19 protein-coding genes are annotated in these 22461 nt (G+C 53.0%); 4 read left to right on the top strand and 15 right to left on the bottom strand.

The genetic code is table 11. From position 1 onward, the window contains the following. Window positions 1-14: 14 nt before the first annotated feature. The 3 genes from iscR to IE090_RS08820 form a co-directional block, all read right to left on the bottom strand. The gene (gene iscR, locus IE090_RS08810; protein ID WP_189387992.1) at window positions 15-500 is read right to left on the bottom strand and encodes a Fe-S cluster assembly transcriptional regulator IscR; all 486 of its coding nucleotides are present in this window, start codon (window positions 498-500) and stop codon (window positions 15-17) included. A gap of 86 nt (window positions 501-586) precedes the next feature. Further along, window positions 587-1414, bottom strand: a complete 828-nt coding sequence (gene cysE / locus IE090_RS08815) for a serine O-acetyltransferase (protein WP_189387993.1) — start codon at window positions 1412-1414, stop codon at window positions 587-589. 34 nt (window positions 1415-1448) lie between these two features. After that, on the bottom strand, window positions 1449-2222 hold the full coding sequence (locus IE090_RS08820) for an RNA methyltransferase (protein ID WP_189387994.1): 774 nt from the start codon (window positions 2220-2222) through the stop codon (window positions 1449-1451). A 110-nt stretch (window positions 2223-2332) separates the two neighbouring features. Here IE090_RS08820 and IE090_RS08825 point away from each other — a divergent pair, with 110 nt between their 5' ends. Continuing rightward, entirely contained in the window at window positions 2333-3109 is a 777-nt protein-coding gene (locus tag IE090_RS08825; protein ID WP_189387995.1) for an inositol monophosphatase family protein, read from the top strand. A 24-nt stretch (window positions 3110-3133) separates the two neighbouring features. Here IE090_RS08825 and IE090_RS17990 read toward each other — a convergent pair whose 3' ends face one another. Further along, complete coding sequence (locus IE090_RS17990; RefSeq protein WP_308428495.1) at window positions 3134-3625, bottom strand: cold shock domain-containing protein; 492 nt, start codon at window positions 3623-3625, stop codon at window positions 3134-3136. Window positions 3626-3885: 260 nt separating this feature from the next. On the opposite strand from IE090_RS17990, the gene IE090_RS08835 reads away from it, so the two are divergent. Further along, window positions 3886-4122 (top strand): SlyX family protein, encoded by a 237-nt coding sequence (locus IE090_RS08835; RefSeq protein WP_189387996.1) that lies wholly within the window; start codon window positions 3886-3888, stop codon window positions 4120-4122. Window positions 4123-4173: 51 nt separating this feature from the next. On the opposite strand, the gene IE090_RS08840 is transcribed toward IE090_RS08835, so the two are convergent. The 3 genes from IE090_RS08840 to IE090_RS08850 are packed head-to-tail and all read right to left on the bottom strand — an operon-like array spanning window position 4174 to window position 7677. Beyond that, window positions 4174-6009 carry a GldG family protein gene (locus IE090_RS08840; RefSeq protein WP_189387997.1) on the bottom strand — a complete coding sequence of 612 codons (1836 nt, stop codon included), beginning with the start codon at window positions 6007-6009 and terminating at the stop codon, window positions 4174-4176. A 10-nt stretch (window positions 6010-6019) separates the two neighbouring features. Beyond that, the gene (locus IE090_RS08845) at window positions 6020-6748 is read right to left on the bottom strand and encodes an ABC transporter permease (protein ID WP_189387998.1); all 729 of its coding nucleotides are present in this window, start codon (window positions 6746-6748) and stop codon (window positions 6020-6022) included. Next, window positions 6748-7677 carry an ABC transporter ATP-binding protein gene (locus tag IE090_RS08850; protein WP_189387999.1) on the bottom strand — a complete coding sequence of 310 codons (930 nt, stop codon included), beginning with the start codon at window positions 7675-7677 and terminating at the stop codon, window positions 6748-6750. Before IE090_RS08850 ends, IE090_RS08845 begins: the two co-directional genes overlap by 1 nt. 334 nt (window positions 7678-8011) lie before the next feature. Between IE090_RS08850 and plsB the strand changes: the two genes are divergently transcribed. Then, on the top strand, window positions 8012-10483 hold the full coding sequence (gene plsB, locus IE090_RS08855; RefSeq protein ID WP_189388000.1) for a glycerol-3-phosphate 1-O-acyltransferase PlsB: 2472 nt from the start codon (window positions 8012-8014) through the stop codon (window positions 10481-10483). A 15-nt stretch (window positions 10484-10498) separates the two neighbouring features. On the opposite strand, the gene IE090_RS08860 is transcribed toward plsB, so the two are convergent. The 6 genes from IE090_RS08860 to ppc form a co-directional block, all read right to left on the bottom strand. Beyond that, the gene (locus tag IE090_RS08860; RefSeq protein WP_189388001.1) at window positions 10499-11308 is read right to left on the bottom strand and encodes a class I SAM-dependent methyltransferase; all 810 of its coding nucleotides are present in this window, start codon (window positions 11306-11308) and stop codon (window positions 10499-10501) included. Beyond that, window positions 11305-12111: an undecaprenyl-diphosphate phosphatase gene (locus IE090_RS08865; RefSeq protein WP_189388002.1), complete on the bottom strand. Its 807-nt coding sequence runs from the start codon at window positions 12109-12111 to the stop codon at window positions 11305-11307. Before IE090_RS08865 ends, IE090_RS08860 begins: the two co-directional genes overlap by 4 nt. 3 nt (window positions 12112-12114) lie before the next feature. After that, window positions 12115-12795 carry a tRNA (adenosine(37)-N6)-threonylcarbamoyltransferase complex dimerization subunit type 1 TsaB gene (gene tsaB / locus IE090_RS08870; protein ID WP_189388003.1) on the bottom strand — a complete coding sequence of 227 codons (681 nt, stop codon included), beginning with the start codon at window positions 12793-12795 and terminating at the stop codon, window positions 12115-12117. Window positions 12796-12936: 141 nt separating this feature from the next. Further along, window positions 12937-14040: a hypothetical protein gene (locus tag IE090_RS08875; protein WP_189388004.1), complete on the bottom strand. Its 1104-nt coding sequence runs from the start codon at window positions 14038-14040 to the stop codon at window positions 12937-12939. 1110 nt (window positions 14041-15150) lie between these two features. After that, window positions 15151-15807 (bottom strand): adenylate kinase, encoded by a 657-nt coding sequence (adk, locus tag IE090_RS08880; protein WP_189388005.1) that lies wholly within the window; start codon window positions 15805-15807, stop codon window positions 15151-15153. Window positions 15808-16038: 231 nt separating this feature from the next. Continuing rightward, window positions 16039-18672 carry a phosphoenolpyruvate carboxylase gene (gene ppc, locus IE090_RS08885; protein WP_189388006.1) on the bottom strand — a complete coding sequence of 878 codons (2634 nt, stop codon included), beginning with the start codon at window positions 18670-18672 and terminating at the stop codon, window positions 16039-16041. 232 nt (window positions 18673-18904) lie between these two features. Between ppc and IE090_RS08890 the strand changes: the two genes are divergently transcribed. Further along, on the top strand, window positions 18905-19222 hold the full coding sequence (locus IE090_RS08890) for a type 1 pili tip component (RefSeq protein WP_189388007.1): 318 nt from the start codon (window positions 18905-18907) through the stop codon (window positions 19220-19222). Window positions 19223-19389: 167 nt separating this feature from the next. On the opposite strand, the gene mazG is transcribed toward IE090_RS08890, so the two are convergent. Together mazG and relA are read right to left on the bottom strand one after the other, a co-directional pair. Continuing rightward, complete coding sequence (gene mazG, locus IE090_RS08895) at window positions 19390-20202, bottom strand: nucleoside triphosphate pyrophosphohydrolase (protein ID WP_189388008.1); 813 nt, start codon at window positions 20200-20202, stop codon at window positions 19390-19392. Then, window positions 20202-22460: a GTP diphosphokinase gene (gene relA, locus IE090_RS08900; RefSeq protein ID WP_189388009.1), complete on the bottom strand. Its 2259-nt coding sequence runs from the start codon at window positions 22458-22460 to the stop codon at window positions 20202-20204. Before relA ends, mazG begins: the two co-directional genes overlap by 1 nt. Between the last annotated feature and the right edge of the window lies 1 nt (window position 22461).

A 22461-nucleotide genomic window follows, 5' to 3' on the forward strand; every position in this document is an offset into this window, starting at 1 on the left:
GACAGCCATGATCGTCAAACAGTAACCTCGTCATCACGCAGCAAGGCACTGATACGCTGACTGGCCTGTTCTTCTTGGCGTGCTGCTGTGTCTTGAATTTCACGCCGCTGAATCAAACTGTGTAGGGTAATGTTCCCGAGAAAAGCATGAATCTGATCGCTGAGATCGAGCCAAAGGTGATGCGTCAAGCATTGCTGACCGTCTTGGCAATCGCCCTTGCGATTGCAGCGGGTGGCATCCATGGATTCATTCACGGCGTCGACGATTTCTGCCACATTGATTTCGGTATCGCCGCGACTGAGACGATAACCACCGCCCGGCCCACGCACACTGGCAACCAAGCCATTGCGACGCAATTTGGCAAACAACTGCTCCAGATAGGATAGGGAGATTCCCTGACGACCCGAAATATCGTTCAAACTCACAGGGCCATTCTGGGCGTGAATGGCCAAGTCGAGCATCGCAGTAACCGCATAACGGCCCTTAGTAGTCAGGCGCATGATAATTCCCCCTCATTCATTATGGGGGCATTATGCTAATTCCCGACCAAAACAGTCAACTTTATTGCTGCCGCTCTGACGAATAATTACTTATTCTCAGACCCAGCCACGGATTCGGCTTGATCAGTCTTCGCCACCTCTTCCGTCTCAACTTCAGCAAGGCTAACAAAGTCTTCTTTTTCCAACTCAGGCAAAGCTTCATCGCAGGTGCGATCACCCAAGTTGTGCAGAGCTTGGCACATGGTGTCGATTTTACGATCGACAGCGCCCATGTGATCCATCAAGTTATTGATAGAACGAGCAATAGGATCTGGCATTTCATCCGTCATGCCATAGGCATCAAAACCAATTTTCTTGGCGATGGCGGCGCGGCGGTCTTCTTGCTCGCTGCGCTCATCGGCTTTGCGCACTATGCGCCCCGGAATACCCACCACAGTTACCGCATCCGGCACATCTTTGGTCACCACTGCGTTAGAGCCAATGCGCGCATCCTTGCCGACATTAATCGGACCCAGCACCTTGGCACCAGCGCCAACCACAACACCGTCTTGCAAGGTTGGGTGACGCTTGCCTTTATTCCAACTGGTACCACCAAGTGTCACGCCGTGATACAGGGTACAGTCATCGCCAATCTCTGCTGTTTCACCAATCACCACGCCCATGCCATGGTCGATAAAAAAACGCCGCCCAATGGTGGCCCCAGGGTGAATTTCAATGCCGGTCATCCAGCGACTGAAAGCCGATAAAAACCGCGCCAACCACTTAAAACCACGGCGCCACAGCGCATTGGCCAAGCGATAGTGAATGATGGCGTGCACACCTGGATAGGTGGTAAATACCTCCAGGGCATTGCGGGCCGCAGGATCACGCTCAAAAACACAGGCGATGTCTTCACGCAGCAACTTAATATTCAAAGGAGCTCCTTGGCGCTGCTTTGCCAGCAGCGATTCAGTCAGCACGAGGCGGCAGACGCTTGTTTATCTGCGCCAACATGCCTCGCAAGATATTGATTTCCATTTGGTCTGGTGCGGCGCGCTGAAACAAGCGCCGCATCCGGGTCATCAGCTGTTTGGGTGTATTGGGGTCGAGAAAGTCGATATCAACCAGCGTTTGTTGCAGATGCTGCAACATGCCGTCCAGCTGCTCGTGGGTAGCCAGCGGATAATCCCACTCCACCCCCCAAGCTGGTTGGTTGTCAGGAGATGCATCCGTTACCGCCAAGCGCATCTCGTAGCACAAAAGCTGGATCGCTTGCGCCACATTTAAAGAGGAGTAATCGGCATCGGTCGGAATGTGCACATGCAGATGGCATAACTGCAGCTCTTCATTACTAAGGCCATTAGACTCACGACCAAACACCAGCGCAATGCGATTACCCGCCGGTAGCGCCGTCGCCACCCGACCACCCAACTCGCGCGGCGACAGTAAAGGCCAAGGGATATGGCGTGAACGCGCACTGGTGCCAACCACCAGATTGGCACTGGCCAATGCTTCGTTTAACGTTGGCACGATGCGCGCATGATGCAAAATATCCTCGGCACGCGAGGCGCGAGCAATGGCTTCATCGTCAATGCTCGCCTTAGGGTTGACCAGCACCAAACGGCTTAGGCCCATATTTTTCATCGCCCGAGCAGCGGCGCCAAGGTTGCCCGAATGCGTGGTTTCAACCATTACTACATCGATCTGACTGAGTGCAGCACGAATGGCAGCATCATCCATCATGGTATTTATTTCATCCGCATGGTTTTCAGGGCTGCGAAGTGTAGCGCAAATCACCCCCCGACTGATATAATTGCCGGTTCCCGTTTGTTCTTTAAGAGACCCACTGCCTTATGCAACCCATGGTGAACTTGGCGTTGCGCGCTGCGCGTAACGCAGGTCAAGACCTGGTCCGTCGCCTGGACCGTTTTGATGTGTACCAAAGTACAGATCAAGAAAAGGCGAAATTTGTCGCCGACTGCACCATCGGCCTGGAAAAGAGCATCATCTTTGAGCTGAAAAAAGCCTACTCAGAGCACAACTTCCAGGGCCGCGAAACTGGCCTAAACCAAGGCGAAGCACACCAGCCCACTTGGCAGATCTGCGTCATTGACGATATTGCGAACTTTCGTGTTGGCATTCCCAGCATTGCCATCACCATTTGCTGTCTGATCAAGGGTAAGGCAGAGCACGCTGTGGTGCTCAACCCAATGAATGGCGATGAATTTACCGCATCACGCGGCCGTGGCAGCCAACTGAACAACCGCCGCATTCGTTGCAGCCAGCAACATTCATTAAACGACGCCATTATTGGTTACACCCAGCCAATGAGCTTCAATGAGTCAGCCTATGAGCAGCGTCAGCGCACGCAAAAACTCATGTCACAAGGCTTGGAGCTGCGCAATATTGGCTCCAACGCATTGTCACTAGCCTATACCGCAGCCGATCGCTTTCAGGCGTCTTTGCTGGCCGATGTCGATGAATACTCACTGCAAGCCGCAGGCTTGGTTGCCAAAGAAGCCGGCTGCTTGCTGGCCGACATTCATGGCAAACCCAACCTGAGCGCGCCAGCCAATTTGGTGGTGGGCAACCCCAAACTACTGCGCCTGCTGGTCAGCAATGGCGAATAAAAAAAGCGGCCGCAGCCGCTTTTTTTAACGAATGGCGGAGACATCTTCCGCCTGTGGTCCTTTCTGCCCGCGGACAACAGCAAACTTCACTCGCTGCCCTTCTGTCAAAGAGCGATGCCCTTGGCCACGAATGGAGCGAAAGTGTACGAATACATCCTCGCCCTCATCCCAGGTAATAAAACCAAAGCCTTTTTTCACGTTGAACCATTTCACCACGCCACGCTCACGGCCGTCGTCGACGTCTTCCTCGACCACTGTGCCACTACCACGATGACGGCGACGACGCGTTGGCACCAACTGGGCAGAAGCAAAACTCACCGCAAAGCCCAGCAGGGCAAAAATTACAACCAGCACCACAGCCTGAGGCAATGACCAGAAGTTTGCTAACGTCAAAGCCGAACCATCCGTCAGCGTTAATTCAGATAACAAAGAAGTGATCGCCAATACCGCCACAACACCGGACAACAATGCAGATACACCTGCCACCATTAACTTTCGAACCAATAATTTACCCATGCGCTCTCTCGTTTTGATTACGTTATTATGCATCTGGGAGCGGTTGAATCAGTGATGATGTCCTTTGCTGTTGCGGCGACTATACAGCCGCAAACGAACCGCTCCGCAAGGTGGTTGCATACCCTCAGCCTTAGGTAAAAGGCCAGCCACAACACGGGCTACTGCTGCACCTTTTACTGGCCGATTGCGCTAGCAAACCGTTCGGTATCAAAGCCCAATTCATTAAAAAAATCAACATGATAGCCATGGGGAGTCAAGCCATGTCAGAGACAGGTCAACATAACGATGACAACACCCGGATCGTTGAGCTAGAAACCCGTGTGGCTTTTCTAGAGCACACGGTCGAAACGCTCAATGAGCAATTAGCCACACTAAACCGTGACTTTATTCTCGCCCACCAGGCGCTGCAATTGATGAATAAACGGCTGGAATCACTGCAAAGCGGCCAAGCCGGTGTTAAAGACTTCAGTGAAGAAACACCGCCACCACACTATTAAAACCAGCGGCAGCGCCTTTAATCGACGCTGCCGCTATTTCTCACAGCAAAATTACAGCACTGAGCGACGCTGCCACAGCCAGGCGACCAGCCCAGCCAGCAAGGTCAGCAACAACGGCAGGATAAAGATATTCAGCACTTTAAGCCGCGCCCCTAGGGCTTCAATATCCTGATTAAGGGCATGCTGCACCTCACGCAGCTCACGGCGAATATCCAGTTTTTGCTGTTGAAACTCCTCCAACGCCTGCTGCTGCTCAGACGTTAAGGCTAAAGAGTCTTCGCCTACTTCAGGCTGCAACTCGTTTAGTTTTTGCTCGGTCTCTTGCAAACGCTGCTGCAAGCGCTGCTCACTGGCCAAGAAACGCTGCTCGGCTTGCTGGCGCAAATGATCGACACGCGTGAATGGTCGCTGATATTGACCGCGAGCCCGCAGCGACATTAGCGCCGCACTGCCGGCCATCTGATCACTGAGGTTGACCAGCAAGGCACCGTTATCGGCCCATGGGGTTGCAATGCGCTGACCAAAGAAGTTTTGTACCTGCACCCACAAGCGATCACTTAGCCAGTCGGTATCGGCGACCAAAGTCACAGCCAACTGCTCAGTATCCGCCAAATGCGCTTGATCGCCCTGCTGCCAGTCGCTAGCCTGCTCCGAGGTAAAAGCCGATGACGCCTTGCCCGTCACATGCGCGGCCAGCACCTGACGCTCGTCAGCACTGGTAAACTCACGCTGCAAAGCTAGCAAGTCATTACCCAGCTGTAGCTTATTGGCATTGATGCGCATCGACTCAGTGCTGGTGAACAACCAAGGCTGAAACTCTGTGGTCGCCGAGTCGATCGCCGCTAAAAACCCAGCACTGGAAAAGTTCAACGCTTCTAAATTGGCCGTGACCAACAATTCTTCTGGCTGCTTGGCAGGGCTCAACGCCAGCAAACCAAAATGACGCAGCGGTGGCTTACCAGGCCCTTGGCTAACCACCAAGGCGTTACTGGCATCGAGCACGGCTTCGCTCGGCTGCCAGTTCACCCCCCAAGCTTTTAGCAAAGGCTGCAAACTGCTGGCACTGGCTTGGTCGCCCATGCCCATCATGCCGCCCTGCGCGGTTTCAGCGACGGGGTCTATAAAGGCCATTACGCGACCGCCGGCAAGGGCAAACTGGTCGATCGCATACAAAGTTTGATCGGTCAGCTCAGGCGGCTGAATCAGCATCAGCACATCGACATCCTCATCTACCTGAGTTAGATCACTGGGCAGTGAACGCACCTCGTATAAGTTACGCAGCTGCTCAATGGCCGTCCAGGGCCCACTGGGTTGACCACTGCGAGGGTCAAAACCTCCCATCACGGGCAACCCGCTCAGCACCCCGATCACTGGTGCCCGATCTTGCTGCAAACGATAAATCATTTGGGTGATTTCGTATTCTAGGTAGGCTTCGCGATCGGGTTGCAGGAAGGTGAGCGCTTCGTAGTTATCATCAGCATCGCGTATCACCAAACCAAAGTACAACGAGTCACCAAAATTCCCCACCGGCACCGACTGCAAGCCGAAGCGAGTGGCGTCATCTTCCGCTTCTGAAAATGGCTCTGGGTCTATACGCTGCACACTCAACTGACCGCCGGCACGCAAGCGGTATTCTTCCAGCAACTCAGTGACCCGCTCGGCATAGGCGCGCAGACGGGTTAAGTCTTCACTGCCCTGCTGAGAAAAGTACAACTCCATGGTCAGCGGCTTTTGCAGTTCACTGAGTATTTTTTCGGTGCCATCCGACAAGCTATAGAGCTGATGCTCGGTCAGATCTAACCGCGCTTGGCCACCCAATTGCTGCAGCCCAGCACTGCCTAACAACAACACCAAAACCATGCTGATAAAAATCATTACCTGACGCATGACTTCCTCCTCAGGCCGATTTTTTGATATTCAACAGCTGCACTGTGGCGGCCAAAAAGACGCCCATCAGCAGCACGAAATAACCCACATCACGGACATCAATCACGCCACGCGATAAAGCTTCAAAGCGGGTTAAAAAACTGAGTCCAGCAACGACGTCGACCACGGCAGCAGGTGCCCAGCCGCGCAAGGCATCCAACACGATGGAAAGCCCTGACACCATCAGTACAAAGCACACCACCACGGCCAAAATAAAGGCGACGATTTGGTTGCGACTTAACACCGACATACAAGAGCCAACGGCCAAAAAAGCACCGGCCATCAGCCAGCTACCCAGATAACTGGCAATAATGACGCCATTGTCAGGGTCACCCAAGTAGTTCACCGTCAGCCAGATTGGAAAGGTCAACAGCAAGGCAATGCCAGCAAACAACCAGGCGGCTAAAAACTTACCCAGCACTGCTTGGGTAATGCTTACCGGCAAGGTCAGCAGCATTTCGATGGTGCCAAGCTGGCGTTCTTGCGACCACAACCCCATGGCAACAGCCGGCATAAAAAACAAATATAACCAAGGGTGAAAATTAAAAAACGCGACCAAATCTGCTTGACCGCGCTGATAAAACTGGCCCAGATAAAAGGTAAAGACACCGGCCAAGGCCAGAAACATAAAAATAAATACATATGCCACCGGTGTGGCGAAGTAGGCGTTCAGTTCACGTTTGCAGATAACCCAACTCATCAGGCCACCTCTTGTTGCGTTAATTGCTGAAATACATCGTCCAAACGACCGCGCTCCATATGCAAGGTATCTACAACCCAGCCTTGGCGCTCGATCAACTCCGTGAGCGGCGCATAGAGTTGCGCCTGGGGTTGCGGCAGCAGCACGTAGGCTTGATCTGGCTCCAGCATTTCAACCTGCTCTACCCCAGAGACGGCCAATAATGCTGGCTCCAAATCGGCCACCGGTTGCTGCAGGCGCACACTGATAGCACCGTAATAGCGTGAACGCTGCTCCAGCTCATGCGGTCGACTATCGGCAACTAAACGACCGCCAGCAATAATGACGGCACGACTGCATACTGCAGCGACTTCTTCAAGAATGTGGGTGGAAATAATGACGATTTTATCCGCCGACAACTGGCGAATTAATTGCCGCACTTGGTGCTTTTGATTCGGGTCTAGGCCATCGGTAGGCTCATCCAGAATCAACACTTGCGGGTCATGCACCAGGGTTTGTGCTAAGCCCACTCGGCGTTTAAAACCCTTTGATAGCGTTTGAATACGCTGCTCAAGTACCGCACCGATATCCACCAGGTCAACGACATAACGCAACCTTTCACGCAAGCGCTCACCGCTCAAACCACGCATTTGCGCCATAAACTGCAGATACTGGCCGACACGCATATCGTCGTAAGCGGGAGCACCTTCGGGTAAATAACCAATGCGCTGTTGTACGGCTAATCGGTCACGCACCACATCTTGGCCAAATATTTGAATCTGGCCCGCGGTCGGTTCAAGAAACCCAGCCAACATTTTCATGGTGGTGGACTTACCCGCCCCATTCGGGCCTAGAAACCCCAGCACTTCGCCGGCTTGAACCTGAAAAGACACATCATTCACGACGGTAACGCCATCAAAGCGTTTCGTCAGATTCTGAATATCAATCATCTTGTACTCCGTACCAAACACAATTGACCGGAGCCTCCGAATGTTTCGGCACAACGGATGGGCCAGAGCAGCAGGCTTGCCGTACAAGACGCCGACAACGGGACGCGACCGGCCTTCTTCAACATCGACATTATGTATGCCTGTCGCCCGCACCCTTCGCCCACATCCGTCGCCAGCACACCGGGGGCGCCGAATTGTTCAGAGGTCCCTTAACAGCCAGAAAACTGACTGTGCTTTTGCCATGCTGCCTGTCGATGCTGCAATGCCGTTTAATCCCCGACGTCGCCGAGGTAAACTCGCATCCCTGTTAATTGAGTAACCGGTTCAGGCCAACATGAGTTTTCTTAAATCGCTACGCCGCACGCTTTTCCGCTGGCAGCAAACCTGGCTATACGGCGTCATTCGCACCCAAATCATTGGGCCGAGTTTGGAGGAATTCAAGCTCGACCCAGAACGCCCAGTGGTATATGCCTTGCTGTATTCATCGCGCGCAGAAAAACTGGTCATCGACCGCGAAGTTAGGCGCTTGGGCTGGCCAGCCCCCGTTGACAGCGCCGATCAAAACCAACTGACAGCAAAGCCGTTTTTTCCTATTTATCGCCGTGCGGGGGCGCCGTTTCGTAAGCGCGGCACTCCCATCGTTCACCGCTACTTAGTACGCCATTGCCAATGGCTGGCCGAGCACCAACACAGTGATGTGCAAATCGTACCAGTACGAGTTTTTTGGGGGCGGGCGCCCGATAAAGAGGGCTCCTTTCTGCGCATCTGGTTACAAAACAGCGGCACCCTAGGCGGACGGCTGACCACCTTGATGGCTATTTTACTCAATGGGCGCAATACGTTTGTCCATTTCAGTAAACCTTTGTCACTGAGTGAACTGCATGACGACGGCAAAAACCCAGAGTTATTGGCGCGCAAAGTGGCACGCGTTTTACGCGTGCATAATCGTCATGTATCGGCGTCGGTATTGGGGCCAGATTTGTCACACCGGCGTACGCTGGTGCACAAAATCCCCCATGCACCGTCGGTGGTGAAGGCGATTGAAACCGAGGTAACAACAAAAGGCATTAACCGTCAGCAGGCGCAAAAGAAGGCCCTCAAGTATGCCGACGAAATCGCCTCCAACATCTCTTATACCAATGTACGCTTCCTCGATGTGCTGTTGACCTGGGTGTGGAATAAGATTTACGACGGCGTGCAAGTACACAACATTGACCACTTAAAAGAGGTCAGCAAAGACAACGAAATCATTTACGTGCCCTGCCATCGCAGTCACATTGACTATTTGCTACTGTCTTACTTGCTATACCATCAAGGCTTGCAGCTGCCACAAATTGCCGCCGGTATTAACTTGAACATGCCCATCGTCGGGCCGATTTTACGTCGCGGTGGCGCCTTTTTTATGCGCCGCACCTTCCGTGACAACCAGCTCTATGCGGCGGTCTTTGACCAGTACCTGCACACTATTTTCACTCACGGCTATGCCACCGAATATTTTGTAGAGGGCGGGCGTAGCCGTACTGGCCGCACCCTAAATCCGAAAGCCGGCATGCTGGCCATGACCTTGCGTAGCTATTTGCGTGACAGTCGCAAACCAATCTTGTTTGTACCTGTGTACACCGGCTATGAAAAGGTATTTGAAGCCAGCAGTTACTTGGGAGAGTTACGTGGCCAGAAAAAGAAAAAAGAAAGCCTACTGGGCGTAGTCGGTACGCTGCGCGCCTTCCGTAAATCGTTTGGCAAAGTGCATGTTACCTTCGGTGACCCGGTTTATCTCACCGATTTCCTTAACGACCACCAACCTGGTTGGCAACAGCAAGACTACAGCCAGTGTGACTACCGCCCTGACTGGGCTCGCAACACCGTGGATCAACTGGCTATGCGTGTGGTCACTGAAATCAATCGCGCCACCTCGGTCAACCCGATTAACTTAATGGCACTGTCAATTTTGTCGGCGCCGCGCCAAGCACAAGAAGAGGCGCAAATTATTGCGCAAATGGAAGCTTACAAGCGTTTACTGGAGTTCACGCCCTACAGCCCTCTAACCCAGCTTCCCGACGGTAGTGGCAAAGACTGGCTGGCCTATGCGGAAAAGCTGGAGGTGGTATCACGCTCACCGCACCCAATGGGTGATTTAATTCAAACCAATGAACGCCAGGCCGTTACGCTAACCTATTATCGCAACAACGTACTGCACCTGTACGCACTGCCCTCTTTGATTGCCTGTTTGTTTATCAGCAATGGTCGCTATCAGCGCCAGCAAGTGTGCGACATAGTGCAACAGCTTTATCCCTTTCTGCAGGCTGAGCTGTTCTTGCAGTGGTCGCCGGCTGAGCTGGAGGCAGTCTGCGAGCAATGGTTAGAAGCTCTGGTCGGCGTCGGTTATTTATATCAAAGCGCACAGGGTTATCACGCAACACCGGCTCACAGTGACGAGTTCGTACAGCTGCAAGGCTTGGCTGATCATATGCTGCAAACCTTACAGCGCTACTATTTAACCTTGAGTATTTTGCGCCACACCACAGCGCCTTTGGATGCCCAACAGCTGGAAGAGCACAGCACCCTACTGGCTCAGCGCATCGGCATGCTGTATGGCATTAACTCACCTGAGTTTTTTGATAAGCAGTTGTTTCGCACCTTGATTCGCCAGCTGCTGAGAGGCGACTATATCAGCGAAGACCAGCAAGGTGCCTTGCAAGCAACAGAAGCTTTGCCTGCTCTACTGGAAACGCTCGAGCAACTACTGGATGGCGCTTTGCGACAAAGCATTCAGCACAGCGTCAGCACCACTCAGACGCAAGCGTAAACCGTTAGGCGTCGCTCAGTGCGGCGCCTCAACTTTGCGCTTGGCATACACATCGAAGCGATTGGCTTTACCCACCAGCTCATAAGTCGGTTGCTGTTGCGCTAACGGTGCCGCTTTGCGCGCGCGTTTGACCACACAACGGCAGCGCGCCACCCGCAACGCCTCAGCCAATAATTCGTCCGCATCATCATCACTGCCCACTAAACTACGAAAAGCCTGCATGTCTTTTTTGACTTGCGCTTTTTGCCGGCCGTCGTGGGCAAACATCGGATCTAAATACACCACATCAATGCTGTCGTCCCTTTGCTGCGCTAACCACTGGGCTGCGCCGATGTGCTGTAACCGAATGCGCTGGGCGATTTGGCGAACCTCCTCTGCTGGCAACTCATAACTGAGCGGCCACTCCCCTTGCGCATTGCCTGCCCGAGCTAAGCCATCAGCCAACAAGGCAGCCACGACAGGGTGGCGCTCCAGCGCCTGTACTCGACACCCCAAGGACGCCAGCACAAAGGCATCGCGCCCCAGGCCTGCGGTTAAATCTGCCACCTGAGGAACATAGCTCGCCACACCGACGGCCTTGGCAATATCCTGGCCTTTACCGCCACCAAAGCGTCGACGGTGGTCGTTAGCACCGCCACAAAAATCGACCTGAACTCGGCTTTTATCCGAGCAACTGCGCGCCAAGCTCAAGCCTGAGTGATCGAGTAATAATTGATACTCCTGCGCCTCCGTCGGCCAGTCGCTATTCACCTTTAACTGATAATAGTGGGCGATTTGTTGTGCACATGACCACAGCGACGAATCACCACAGATCAGCCAAGTCATACCACACCCGCCATTAACAATCCGGCCAGCACTAGCCCAAGCAGCAAGCGATAAATAACAAACGGCATTAAACCAATGCGTTGCAACCAGGCGAGAAAATAATAAATACACAGCCAAGCACTGACCGCCGCCACCAAGGTTGCCACCGCCAACATCAGCCAGTCGGGCGCATGGTCGGCTGCCAATAGCTCAGCGCCTTTTAATAAACCGGCAGCCAGAATTAAAGGAATGGACAGCAAAAATGAAAACCTTGCCGCATCCATGCGATTAAAACCCAGCAGCAATGCAGCTGTCATGGTAATACCACTGCGTGATGTGCCAGGAATGAGCGCCAATGCTTGCGCCAAACCAATCACCAACGCCGCCGCCAAGGTCATCTGTAGCAGCGTCCTCTGCTCATGGGCGCTGGCATGCGCTAGCCACAACACGCCACCAAAAATCAGTGTGGTGGCGGTAATCACCTCCACACTGCGCAGGTGCATAGCGATCCAGTCATTCAGAAACAGACCCGCAAACCCAGCGGGTAATGTGGCCACAATGATCCACCACCCCAAGCGGGCATCGTCGTCGGGTTGATGCCAGCCTGTGGCAACAAAGCGACGACTGATATGCCAGATATCCCGACGAAAATAAAACATCACAGCCAGCAAGGTGCCCAGGTGAACCGCGACATCAAACGCCAGCCCTTGATCAGGCCATCCGAACAACTGCGACGGCAAAATAAGATGGGCCGAGCTGGAAATAGGTAGAAACTCGGTCAGCCCTTGAATCAACGCCAAGATCAGCGCCTGCACCATGTCCATCACTTAGCGCCTCAGCAAACTGGGCTGTTCAGCAAGTTTTTTCCAAGCAACACCGTCACGCAAATACACAGGTGCATGCAGCTCTATATCGCCAAACTGCTGCTGTTGCCAAGCATACTCCACCAAAGGCGCCATATCCTCAGCCAGCAACACTTGGTCCGCATTGCCTGGCCAATGACACAGCTCATTTAATGCAAGGCCATTCCCCACCGCCGGCATATCAGCCTCTGCATGCGCCAGAAAATCCGCTGGCGAACACACCCGCTCAGGGGCCATAGGCTGCGCCAAACCATTGTTGTATTGATAGGGTGCCCAAAAAACCTCGCCCATATGCGCATCCAAGACAGCGATACACTGCTCTCCGGGCGACTGCAGCGTTTTTTGCGCCAATGCTTGCAGCGTAGAAATACCTGCCACAGGCAAGTCCAGTGCCATAGCGATGCCTTGGGTTACGGCTGCTGCGATGCGAATACCGGTGAACGAACCTGGGCCACGCCCATAGGCGATGGCGGTTAACTGGTCGCGGTACACCCCATTTGAACTTAACAGTTCTTCTACCATGGGCAATAAACGCTGAGCATGTTTGCGCGGCTGATGCTCATGCAACCCGATAACTCCCTCTGGACGCAACAGCGCTACAGAGCATAGCGATGACGACGCATCGACGATCAGAATATTGGCCATAACGACTCTGGCTAGCAGACAAAGGCGGGCAGTATAGCAAATACCACCCATTAGACCGAATGCCGCCTGACTACGTGCCAAACAGACACAAAAAAAAGCCGCTCAGGAATCCTGAGCGGCTTTTTATGCAACAGCGCCGACTTATTCTGCCGAAGAGTTATCGCTATTTGAATCTGCCGGCGTGGGCGTTACTGCTGGCTCCACCGCAGGCTTCGCTGCTGCTTTAGGCGGACGACCGCGACGCTTAGGTGCTGCTTTTTCTGCTACTGCCTTATCCGCTGCGGCTTTAGGCGGACGACCACGACGCTTAGGTGCCGCCTTTTCTGCTACCGCCTTTTCCGCTGCGGCCTTCGGTGGACGACCGCGACGCTTAGGTGCCGCCTTTTCTGCTACCGCCTTTTCCGCTGCGGCCTTAGGTGGACGACCGCGACGCTTAGGTGCCGCCTTTTCCGCTACCGCCTTATCCGCTGCGGCTTTAGGCGGACGACCGCGACGCTTAGGTGCCGCCTTTTCCGCTGCGGCCTTAGGTGGACGACCGCGACGCTTAGGTGCCGCCTTTTCTGCTACTGCCTTGTCCGCTGCTGCCTTAGGTGGACGGCCACGACGTTTAGGTGCAGCTTTCTCTGCTGCCGCCTTAGGAGGACGACCAGGGCGACCGGCCTTAGTTTGCGACTCTTCCGTCGCAGCGATGCGCTGCTCCAGTTTTTTTACTTTAGCGGCAACATCGCGCTTAATTTTGCTGGCCTGGGTTTTAACCTTGCTACCGTCTTTACGTTCGCGCTGCTTGCGCCATTTACTTTCAAATGCCGCCAAGGCTTTGTTCAGATCAGCTTCTGCTTTCTCTGCCAGACGCGCCTCAAACTCTGCTACGCTCTCTTCCGCTTTCGCCTCAGCTTCCTGAATACGCGCTTGCAGCTCTGCTACCTTAACGCCGACCTTTGCCTCGCGCATTTTTGCTTTAAGCTGCTGCAGCTTTTCTTTTTCAGCTTTCACTTTGTCGGCAGCACGCACCGCTGCACGCTGAGTCGCCGCGGTAGCACGCGGACTAGAAGTTTTTGCTTTGGCTTCAACTGCCTTTTTTTCCGCCGCCTGTACCTTATTCTCTTGAGTTGCTACCGCAGACTCTGCTTTTAAGAGAACAGCACTGGCCTTGGCGATCACTGCAGGTACCGCAGCCTTGTCAGCTGCTTTGCTGGCAGCTGGCTTGCGGCCGCGCTTGGCAGGGGCTTTTTTTGGTCTGGCCATATTTTATTCCTCTGTATTCACCTGATCTGTATAGCGAACGCCAGTGCTGTGACTGACGAATGGGCTATCAATGTGTATCGGATAGTGACAGTTGCCGTTAACCGTCTGTCATTCCAAAAGCGCAATGCAGACAAAGATCTTAACTACTGATCTATACAACTAGAGGCATCCGAAATGCACCCAGATCAATAATAGTATTTATATAACAAAATCCAAAACAAATTATGCGATAAAACACCCCATTGAGGCCAGCTTTTGTCAGCATAAGCCGATAAAATTGCTTTGTCGCGGCCGCCAAGGTTATTAGAGCGAAATACTGTCCACCCTGTATTCGGATTTATTACTCCAGCTCTTTCTATGATGCACTTAGCCTATAGATGACAGGCGGTTCGTCAATATGGCGCCAAACAACCTCCGAGCAAGACTCAGATAGCAACAACTTAAAAGCTTTTCGGCAGCATCGGGAGCAAAATAATTCTAGGACACCTCTGAATATTGCCACATTTGCACTCACACGCTCTTCTATAGCACACATAGCAGGGCCTAGCATCCTGAGTAAGAAGCTCGTATATATTCAAAGGCGCCTTCGGTTAGCAGGAAATATCGAGCTCATTTCAAGAGTAGCAACGCCGTCGTTTGTTCCCGTAGCACAGCCCTCTAGCTTCGTTCTGCCTCTTACCAAAGAGCTTGGATGCACGCTGAAAGCATGCGAGCTTCTGACTCAGAACACTAGGGCACCTCTGAATAATTCTGCACAGTTCTGCGCGAGTGCAGCAGGCTTTCAGAACAAGGCGGTGAGGGCAGGAAATGGCCAGCCCTTTTCAACATCACCAACGACGTTATGGAAGCCTGCCGCCCGCGCCCTGCGGGGATCGCCAGAGAACTCCAGCTCTGTGTCGCCGTTTTGTGCTGTAGCCTTGCTAGAGCAGCAAACCGTCTTCGGGATCTGAAGCCCTCTGGCGATCCAGAGCGGGCACCGAATTATTCAGAGGTGCCCTAGAAAGGAGGCGCAGGCGTTTAAAGATAGGTGTGGCTGCTGCCAACAGTGACAACAGCACCATAAGCCAAGAGGGGGGGGGGGGGTAGAGCCGGCCTAGGCCGGCTTAAATACTAACTCTGCAGAGCGGACAACACGGCGTTCTTAATGTCATCCAAAGAACCAACGCCGGCAATATGGTGATACTGCGGTGCTTGCTCACCTTTTTCTTGCTGCAGTTGCTGATAGAAATTCACCAGCGGCGCAGTTTGCTCATGGTAAACAGCCAGACGCTTACGCACAGTCTCTTCTTGGTCGTCGTCACGCTGAATCAAATCTTCACCGCTAACATCATCTTTGCCAGCAGTGGCTGGCGGGTTGTATTCAACATGGTACACACGACCAGAACCCGGATGCACTCGGCGGCCGCTCAAACGTTTAACAATTTCTTCATCATCAACGTCGATCTCAACCACGTGATCAATTGCCACACCAGCATCCAGCATGGCTTGCGCTTGGGGAATGGTACGCGGAAAGCCGTCAAACAAAAAACCGTTAGCACAATCGTCGGCTTGGATACGCTCTTTCACCAGGTCAATGATGATGTCGTCAGAGACCAGGCCACCGGTTTCCATAATTTCTTTGACCTTCAGGCCTAGTTCGGTACCCGCTTTTACCGCTGCACGCAGCATATCGCCGGTCGAAATTTGCGGAATGGCGAACTTGTCGCAAATAAATTGTGCCTGCGTACCTTTACCGGCACCTGGTGCACCCAACAGAATTACGCGCATGCGCATACTCCTTGTGGTTAATGAAAAGCCTGCGGTTTCGTTAAAACTTGTATATTTTTCAACCAGAAACCGAAAAAATAGGCCTAACCTTACTCTGTGCGCGTCATCGGCTCAAGTGATTGGCAGTAAAAAGCCACATCAGTGGCAGCAGACTTTGGTAGAGCGACAAGCGAAGCCACCATGCAGCATTCGCGGCACGCGAACACTGCAAGGCAGTTAGGCCATTAAACGCTAGCCCGTGTTGCGCATGCCCGCCGCGATACCGGCCATGGTGACTTTTAACGCTTGCTCAACCAACTCATTGGTCACATCGCCCGCTTGACGATCTCGATACAGCAGCTCGCTTTGCAGATAATGTAACGGATCTGTGTAGGGGTTACGCACCGTCATCGAATGCTGCAAGCTGGGGTTGTCCTCCAGCAAATGCTGCTGCTGTTTTATTTGCAACACCAGCTCACGCGCCCGTTCCAAGCGCTGGCGCAATAAACTACCCAATGGCTGCAGCTCTGCGGCGACTAAGCGTTTTTCATAATATACCGCGATTGCTGGGTCAGCTTTTGATAACACCATTTCCAACATATCAATGTAGGTGCGGAAAAACGGCCAGCTCTTATACATGCTGTGCAAGGTGGCCAGCTCTTCGCGCTCAATACTGGCCTGCAAAGCCTCATCCGCACCCAGCCAAGCCGGAAGCATCAATCGCATTTGCGTCCAAGCAAAAATCCAAGGGATTGCACGCAGTGTTTCTATGCCACCGCCGGCCTTACGGCGAGCCGGCCGACTGCCCAAAGCTAATTTACCTAGCTCCATTTCAGGCGTCGCAGCACGAAAATAGGTCACAAAATCCGGCTCCTCTCGCACCATTGCCCGGTACGATTGCACGCCATCACTCGCTAATTGTTGCATCAAGGCCCGCCACTCAGGCTGAGGCGCCGTAGGCGGCAGTAAGTTTGCCTCCAGCACAGATGAAACGTACACCTTTAAATTGCGCAAAGCCACGGCGGGCATACCAAATTTAAAGCGGATCATTTCACCTTGCTCGGTGACTCGTAAACCACCTTTTACCGAGCCCGGCGGCTGCGCCAAAATCGCGCTGTGTGCTGGACCACCACCACGACCAACGGTACCGCCGCGACCGTGAAAAAGACGCAAACGAATACTGGCTTCTTCCGCTGCTTGGGTCAGACTTTCTTGGGCTTGATATTGTGCCCATACAGCAGCCAGCTGGCCGGCATCTTTGGATGAGTCTGAATAACCTATCATGACTTGCTGATTTTGTTGGCAATAATCACGATACCAAGGCACTTGCCAGAGTTTTTGCATGCGCGGTGCCGCCAACTCTAGGTCATCGAGGGTTTCAAACAAGGGCACAATCGGCAATGGCGTGCGCACTCCAGATTCCTGCAACAATAACGCAACGGCCAACACATCCGATGGCTCGCTGGCCATGGAAATAATGTAGCAAGACACACCGGCCCCGGCTTCAGATGCCAGCACTTGCATGGTATTTAACACTTCTTGTGCTTCATCCGAGGGCTGCCAGTGGTGTGGAATTAACGGACGCTGGGATTTTAATTCTCGCAGCAAAAAGGTTTGCTTCTGCTCTTCATCCCATTGGTAATAATCACCCCATTGATAAAAATCGCAGAGCTCGGCAATCACATCACTGTGGCGCGTCGATTCTTGGCGCACATCCAGCTGCACTAGGGTCAAGCCAAAACACGCCACTCGACGAATGGTATCGAGCAAATGGCCGTCGGCAACGGTTTTCATACCTTGGCTGACTAGGCTGTCGTAACACAACAATAGCGGCTGCAATAATTGTTGTTCATCCAATAACGGCGTTTTATCGGTGGGCTTACCCGCCGCTTTAGCCTCAGCCCAGCGTCGGGTTTCTTTTAGTTGGTCACGCAGCTCATGCATGCAAGCACGATATGGTTCGTCCACTGGGTAGGCTTGACGCAGTTCGCTGCTGGCCTCGGTCATCGACAACTGACCACTCAGGTCATGAATGTCTCGCAGCAACAAATCGGCTGCCATCCAACGCGCTAAATACAGGACTTCGCGAGTTACCTCGGAAGTAACATTAGGGTTGCCATCACGATCTCCACCCATCCAGGAAGCGATGCGCACCGGAGCGGCGGTTAATGGCAGAGGGCGGCTGCCACGAGCCAACAACTGCTCGTCTAAATGCCGAGTCAGCTCAGGAATGGCCTGCCACAAAGAGTTCTCAATGACAGCAAAGCCCCACTTAGCTTCATCCACGGCCGTCGGGCGAATACGGCGAATTTCGTCCGTTTGCCATATTTCTTCCACCAATACCGCTAGCCGCTGTTCTATGGCAAGTAATTGAGGGTGACCATCACGCAAATCGTCACGCTGCTGTAATAATTGAGAAATTTCGTCATATTTCTGGATTAAAGTCCGGCGCGTCACTTCGGTAGGATGAGCCGTTAATACCAACTCTATGCTGACATCGGCAACCTGCTGACATAAATCTAGGCCGCGCACACCGCTGTTTTCCAAACGATCCAACAGGTCGTTAAACAGCTGATCGACATCATCATCCAAGAACTCAGAGCGACGCCAACTGGCGCCATGTTGCTGCTCAGCGATGTTGGCCAAATTCAGAAACTGATTAAAACCACGCACCACCGACAGAACCGAATCATCCGGTATGGTATTGAGCATGGCCAATAAACGATCGCGCTCATGTTCTTCACCACTGCGCGCAGCCTTCGCTTGCTGGCGAATATCTTCTATTCGCGCCAGCATCTCCTCCCCCTGATGACGGGCAATGGTTTGCCCTAACAGGTTCCCCAACAGCCGCACTTTATCGCGCAGCAGGGCATCCAGTTCACTCATTGCAACCTCCGTTTCTGTGCCGTTACCTCATCTTGTCTCGAATAATGGCGTTAGACAATGCCTAGAACTGCTCCGAATAGGTGCCCTAGCATCGTGAAAAAGTTCGGATGCCCTCAACACAACTGGAAGGCGCCAACACAAGGCGCTGTTAACAACGCATTCGAACTGCCGACGCGCTTCCGCTCCGTGGCTGCTAAGCTGACTCCGTCACCCCACGACAGGAGATATCTTTATGAAAACAACTGAGCTACTGTCTCACTGGCAAAAAAACTTTGGTGGCCAAGTGACGAAAAACAGCTACCAGCTGCATTTGAATGTAAAAGATGCCGCCCGAGTGGAGGCCTTAGTGGAAATGTTCCCCGCCAGCTCGCGCGAACGTATTTTGAGTGACTTAGTCAGTGCCGCATTGAATGACTTAGCCGGTCAGTTTCCCTACCAAGCTGGCCAGCAGGTAATCGCTGAAGACGAAGCTGGCGACCCCATTTATGAAGACAACGGCTTAACACCGACCTTTTTACAGCTGACGCGTAAACATCTAAGCCGGCTATAACAGCGCTTGGGGACCTCTAAACACCTCTGTTCTCAGTTTGGCTGAATAAAAATCATCTTGGGACGCTCATTAACCAGCGTAAATTCCGCTGCGCTACAATTCTTTAGCCACAATGTCGCCTCCGAGGTTTTAGAGGCTTTCCAACACGGAGCTGCCTGCCAATGACATCATGATTCCGACGCTTGGCGCTTGGCTTGTTGCCAAGCTTGTTCCATTTGCTCGGCATCCACCTGCTGCCAGCCTCCCTGCTGTGCCACAACGGTCTCCACATGAGCAAAGCGCTGGCTAAAACGCTGGTTGCAACCGCGCAAAGCGACTTCGGGATCAATTTTTAAATGACGGGCCAAGTTGGTCACTGCAAATAGCAGATCACCAATTTCATGCTGCAGGCGCTGCGTTTGTCGCGCTTCAATTTCCTCTTCAACTTCCTGCAGCTCTTCATGTATTTTCGCCACCACGCCAGCAATATCTGACCAATCAAATCCGACCTTACTGGCTTTTTTCTGCAGCTTGACGGCACGCTGCATCGCCGGCAACGCCAGCGGAACATCCGCTAAAATCGAGTCGCAGGGCGGCTTGCTTTTTTCTTGCTGCTTGATGGCTTCCCAGTTGGTAGCCACTTCCGCTTCTTCCGGCGTGGTATCCGCGTCGCGCTCACTCGTTAGTGTGCCTGCAGGGAAAACATGAGGGTGGCGACGAATCAACTTCTGTACCAGTTTATCAATGATGGTGGCAACGGAAAAATGTTGCTGCTCCTGTGCTAACTGACCGTAAAAAATCACCTGAAATAACAGATCACCCAGCTCTTCTTCTAAATGCGGCCAGTCACGACGCTCAATGGCATCCGCGACTTCATACGCCTCTTCTAGGGTATGTGGCAAAATGCTGTGAAAGTCTTGTTTTAAATCCCAAGGGCAACCCGTTTGTGGGTTGCGCAAACGGGCCATGCAGTACAATAAATCCTGCAGCTGGTATGGCATTATGCGCCTCCACGCACACGTCGAGCAGATACCACATTGGGTAACTGGTCAATTTTATTCATCAGCCGAGCGAAGTGCTCTAGGCTGTCTACTTCAACCGTCAAGGTCATCAGCGCGGTATTATCGTTGCGATTGGTTTGCGTGTTTACCGACAATACATTGATGCGTTCATTGGCGAGCAAGCCACTGACGTCACGCAATAAGCCCGTGCGGTCATAGGCGGAGATTTTCATATCCACCGGATAACGCTGTTGAGGCTCTCCGCCCCAGCTCACCTGCAAAATACGCTGTGGCTCTAGGGAGCTGAGATGCAATAGGTTGTCACAATCACTGCGATGCACGACCACACCACGACCAATAGTGACATAGCCTTGAATATCATCGCCTGGCACTGGCGAGCAACAACTGGCGAGCTGAGTCAGTAAATTACCCACTCCTTCAATGACAATGTCGTTGCCTTGGTCATTGCGTGGTTTTGCCGGCTGAGAGCGACGCAGCAATGGCAGCTCTTGTTGGTCTATGGGCGTGGGGTGACGCTGATCGACTTGCTGCAGCACGTGATGAACAATTTGCCCCAGACGCAAGTCACCGGCACCGACAGCGGCGTACATATCGTCCGTGGTTTTCATGTTCATTTTTTCTGCGATCGGCTGCAATGCTTCATCTGCCAGGTCGAGTCGATCCAGTTCACGCAGCACCATTTGCCGACCTTCTTCGATATTCTGGTCACGCGCTTGGCGCTTAAACCAATGCGTAACCTTGGCGCGGGCACGCGTAGTGTGCAAATAACCGGAATCTGGATAGAGCCAGTCGCGACTCGGATGAGCATTGGCACTGGTCAGAATCTCCACCTGCTCACCGGTTTTTAATAAATACGTCAGCGGCACAATACGGCCGTTAACTTTGGCACCCCGGCATTTATTACCCACTTCGGTATGCACGCGATAGGCGAAATCCACCGGTGTCGCTTTGGGCGGTAAATCCACCACGTGACCGTCGGGGGTAAAGACGTAAATGCGGTCCGGATTGATATCCGAGCGAAACTCCCCCGCCAGCTCGGGCAGGTCATCCAGCTCTTCATGCCATTCCAACACCTGCCGCAGCCAAGCGATTTTTTGCTCATAGCCCTGGTCTTTGGCACTGGTGTCGGTGCCCTTGTAAAGCCAATGTGCGCACACCCCCAGCTCGGCATCTTCATGCATGGCATGGGTACGAATCTGCACTTCAAGAATTTTGCCTTCCGTGTCGATCACCGCGGTATGCAATGAGCGATAACCGTTTTCTTTCGGGTTAGCAATGTAGTCATCAAACTCGTGGGGAATGTGCCGCCACAGCGAATGCACAATCCCAAGCGCGGCATAACAGTCACGTAATTCGGGCACCAGAATGCGCACTGCGCGAATATCGTAAATCTGCGAAAAATCGAGATTTTTACGACTCATTTTGCGCCAGATGCTGTAAATATGCTTAGCACGACCGTACACGTCACACTTGATACCGGCCGCTAATATTTCATCACGCAAACGCTGTACGGCTTGCTCAATGTATTGCTGGCGCGCCATGCGTTTTTCGTCCAGCAGTTTGGCAATTTGCTTGTACGCTTCAGGTTGCAGATAGCGGAAGGAGAGATCCTCTAACTCCCACTTCAAATGGCCAATACCGAGGCGATGCGCCAGCGGCGCATAAATACTGAAGACTTCATCGGCAACCTTGCGACGCTTATCATCGGGGGCATCTTTTACCGCCCGAATGGCCGAGGTGCGCTCCGCCAGCTTGATTAGCGCCACACGCACGTCGTCGATCATGGCTACCAGCATTTTGCGCAGGTTATCGACCTGGGCTTCACGCTGCCCCAGTACGGTATCCGCGCTGGAGTTCTGAATGGCGCTGATGGCCGCCATGCGTAGCACACCTTCAATCAGTTTGGCGACTTCTTCACCGAACTGGCGCTCTACTTTCTGCAGTGATACCCGACCTTCGCGCACGGCACGATAAAGAATGGCGGCGACAATCGAGTCGGTGTCCAAGCGCAAATCAAGCAGAATGTAGGCCATCTCGATGCCCATTTGCGCACTGTCAATGGACCAATAGGTGCGGTTGGCAATGGCTTCGTCAGACAATTGCTTCGCCAATATCAGGGCTTCACGTAAGCGCTCTGGGTCTTTGACGTCTTGCGACTGCTGAACGCTCTCTAACCAGCGTTCGACATCCAATGAGCCGTCGTGCAGCAGCGGGTGATCTTCACGTACTTTAACCATA

It is taken from the genome of Bacterioplanes sanyensis (assembly GCF_014652515.1).
Taxonomy (GTDB): domain Bacteria; phylum Pseudomonadota; class Gammaproteobacteria; order Pseudomonadales; family Oceanobacteraceae; genus Bacterioplanes; species Bacterioplanes sanyensis.

Bases quoted from the DNA above. Each gene is read 5' to 3' on its own strand.
- adk (WP_189388005.1), bottom strand. From the start codon at position 15,807: ATGCGCGTAATTCTGTTGGGTGCACCAGGTGCCGGTAAAGGTACGCAG.
- ppc (WP_189388006.1), bottom strand. From the start codon at position 18,672: ATGAGTGAACTGGATGCCCTGCTGCGCGATAAAGTGCGGCTGTTGGGG.
- iscR (WP_189387992.1), bottom strand. From the start codon at position 500: ATGCGCCTGACTACTAAGGGCCGTTATGCGGTTACTGCGATGCTCGAC.
- IE090_RS08875 (WP_189388004.1), bottom strand. From the start codon at position 14,040: ATGGCCAGACCAAAAAAAGCCCCTGCCAAGCGCGGCCGCAAGCCAGCT.
- IE090_RS08840 (WP_189387997.1), bottom strand. From the start codon at position 6,009: ATGCGTCAGGTAATGATTTTTATCAGCATGGTTTTGGTGTTGTTGTTA.
- IE090_RS08825 (WP_189387995.1), top strand. From the start codon at position 2,333: ATGCAACCCATGGTGAACTTGGCGTTGCGCGCTGCGCGTAACGCAGGT.
- IE090_RS08860 (WP_189388001.1), bottom strand. From the start codon at position 11,308: ATGACTTGGCTGATCTGTGGTGATTCGTCGCTGTGGTCATGTGCACAA.
- plsB (WP_189388000.1), top strand. From the start codon at position 8,012: ATGAGTTTTCTTAAATCGCTACGCCGCACGCTTTTCCGCTGGCAGCAA.
- IE090_RS08835 (WP_189387996.1), top strand. From the start codon at position 3,886: ATGTCAGAGACAGGTCAACATAACGATGACAACACCCGGATCGTTGAG.
- IE090_RS08865 (WP_189388002.1), bottom strand. From the start codon at position 12,111: ATGGACATGGTGCAGGCGCTGATCTTGGCGTTGATTCAAGGGCTGACC.
- relA (WP_189388009.1), bottom strand. From the start codon at position 22,460: ATGGTTAAAGTACGTGAAGATCACCCGCTGCTGCACGACGGCTCATTG.
- IE090_RS08820 (WP_189387994.1), bottom strand. From the start codon at position 2,222: ATGATGGATGATGCTGCCATTCGTGCTGCACTCAGTCAGATCGATGTA.
- IE090_RS08845 (WP_189387998.1), bottom strand. From the start codon at position 6,748: ATGAGTTGGGTTATCTGCAAACGTGAACTGAACGCCTACTTCGCCACA.
- mazG (WP_189388008.1), bottom strand. From the start codon at position 20,202: ATGCCATACCAGCTGCAGGATTTATTGTACTGCATGGCCCGTTTGCGC.
- IE090_RS17990 (WP_308428495.1), bottom strand. From the start codon at position 3,625: ATGGGTAAATTATTGGTTCGAAAGTTAATGGTGGCAGGTGTATCTGCA.
- IE090_RS08890 (WP_189388007.1), top strand. From the start codon at position 18,905: ATGAAAACAACTGAGCTACTGTCTCACTGGCAAAAAAACTTTGGTGGC.
- tsaB (WP_189388003.1), bottom strand. From the start codon at position 12,795: ATGGCCAATATTCTGATCGTCGATGCGTCGTCATCGCTATGCTCTGTA.
- IE090_RS08850 (WP_189387999.1), bottom strand. From the start codon at position 7,677: ATGATTGATATTCAGAATCTGACGAAACGCTTTGATGGCGTTACCGTC.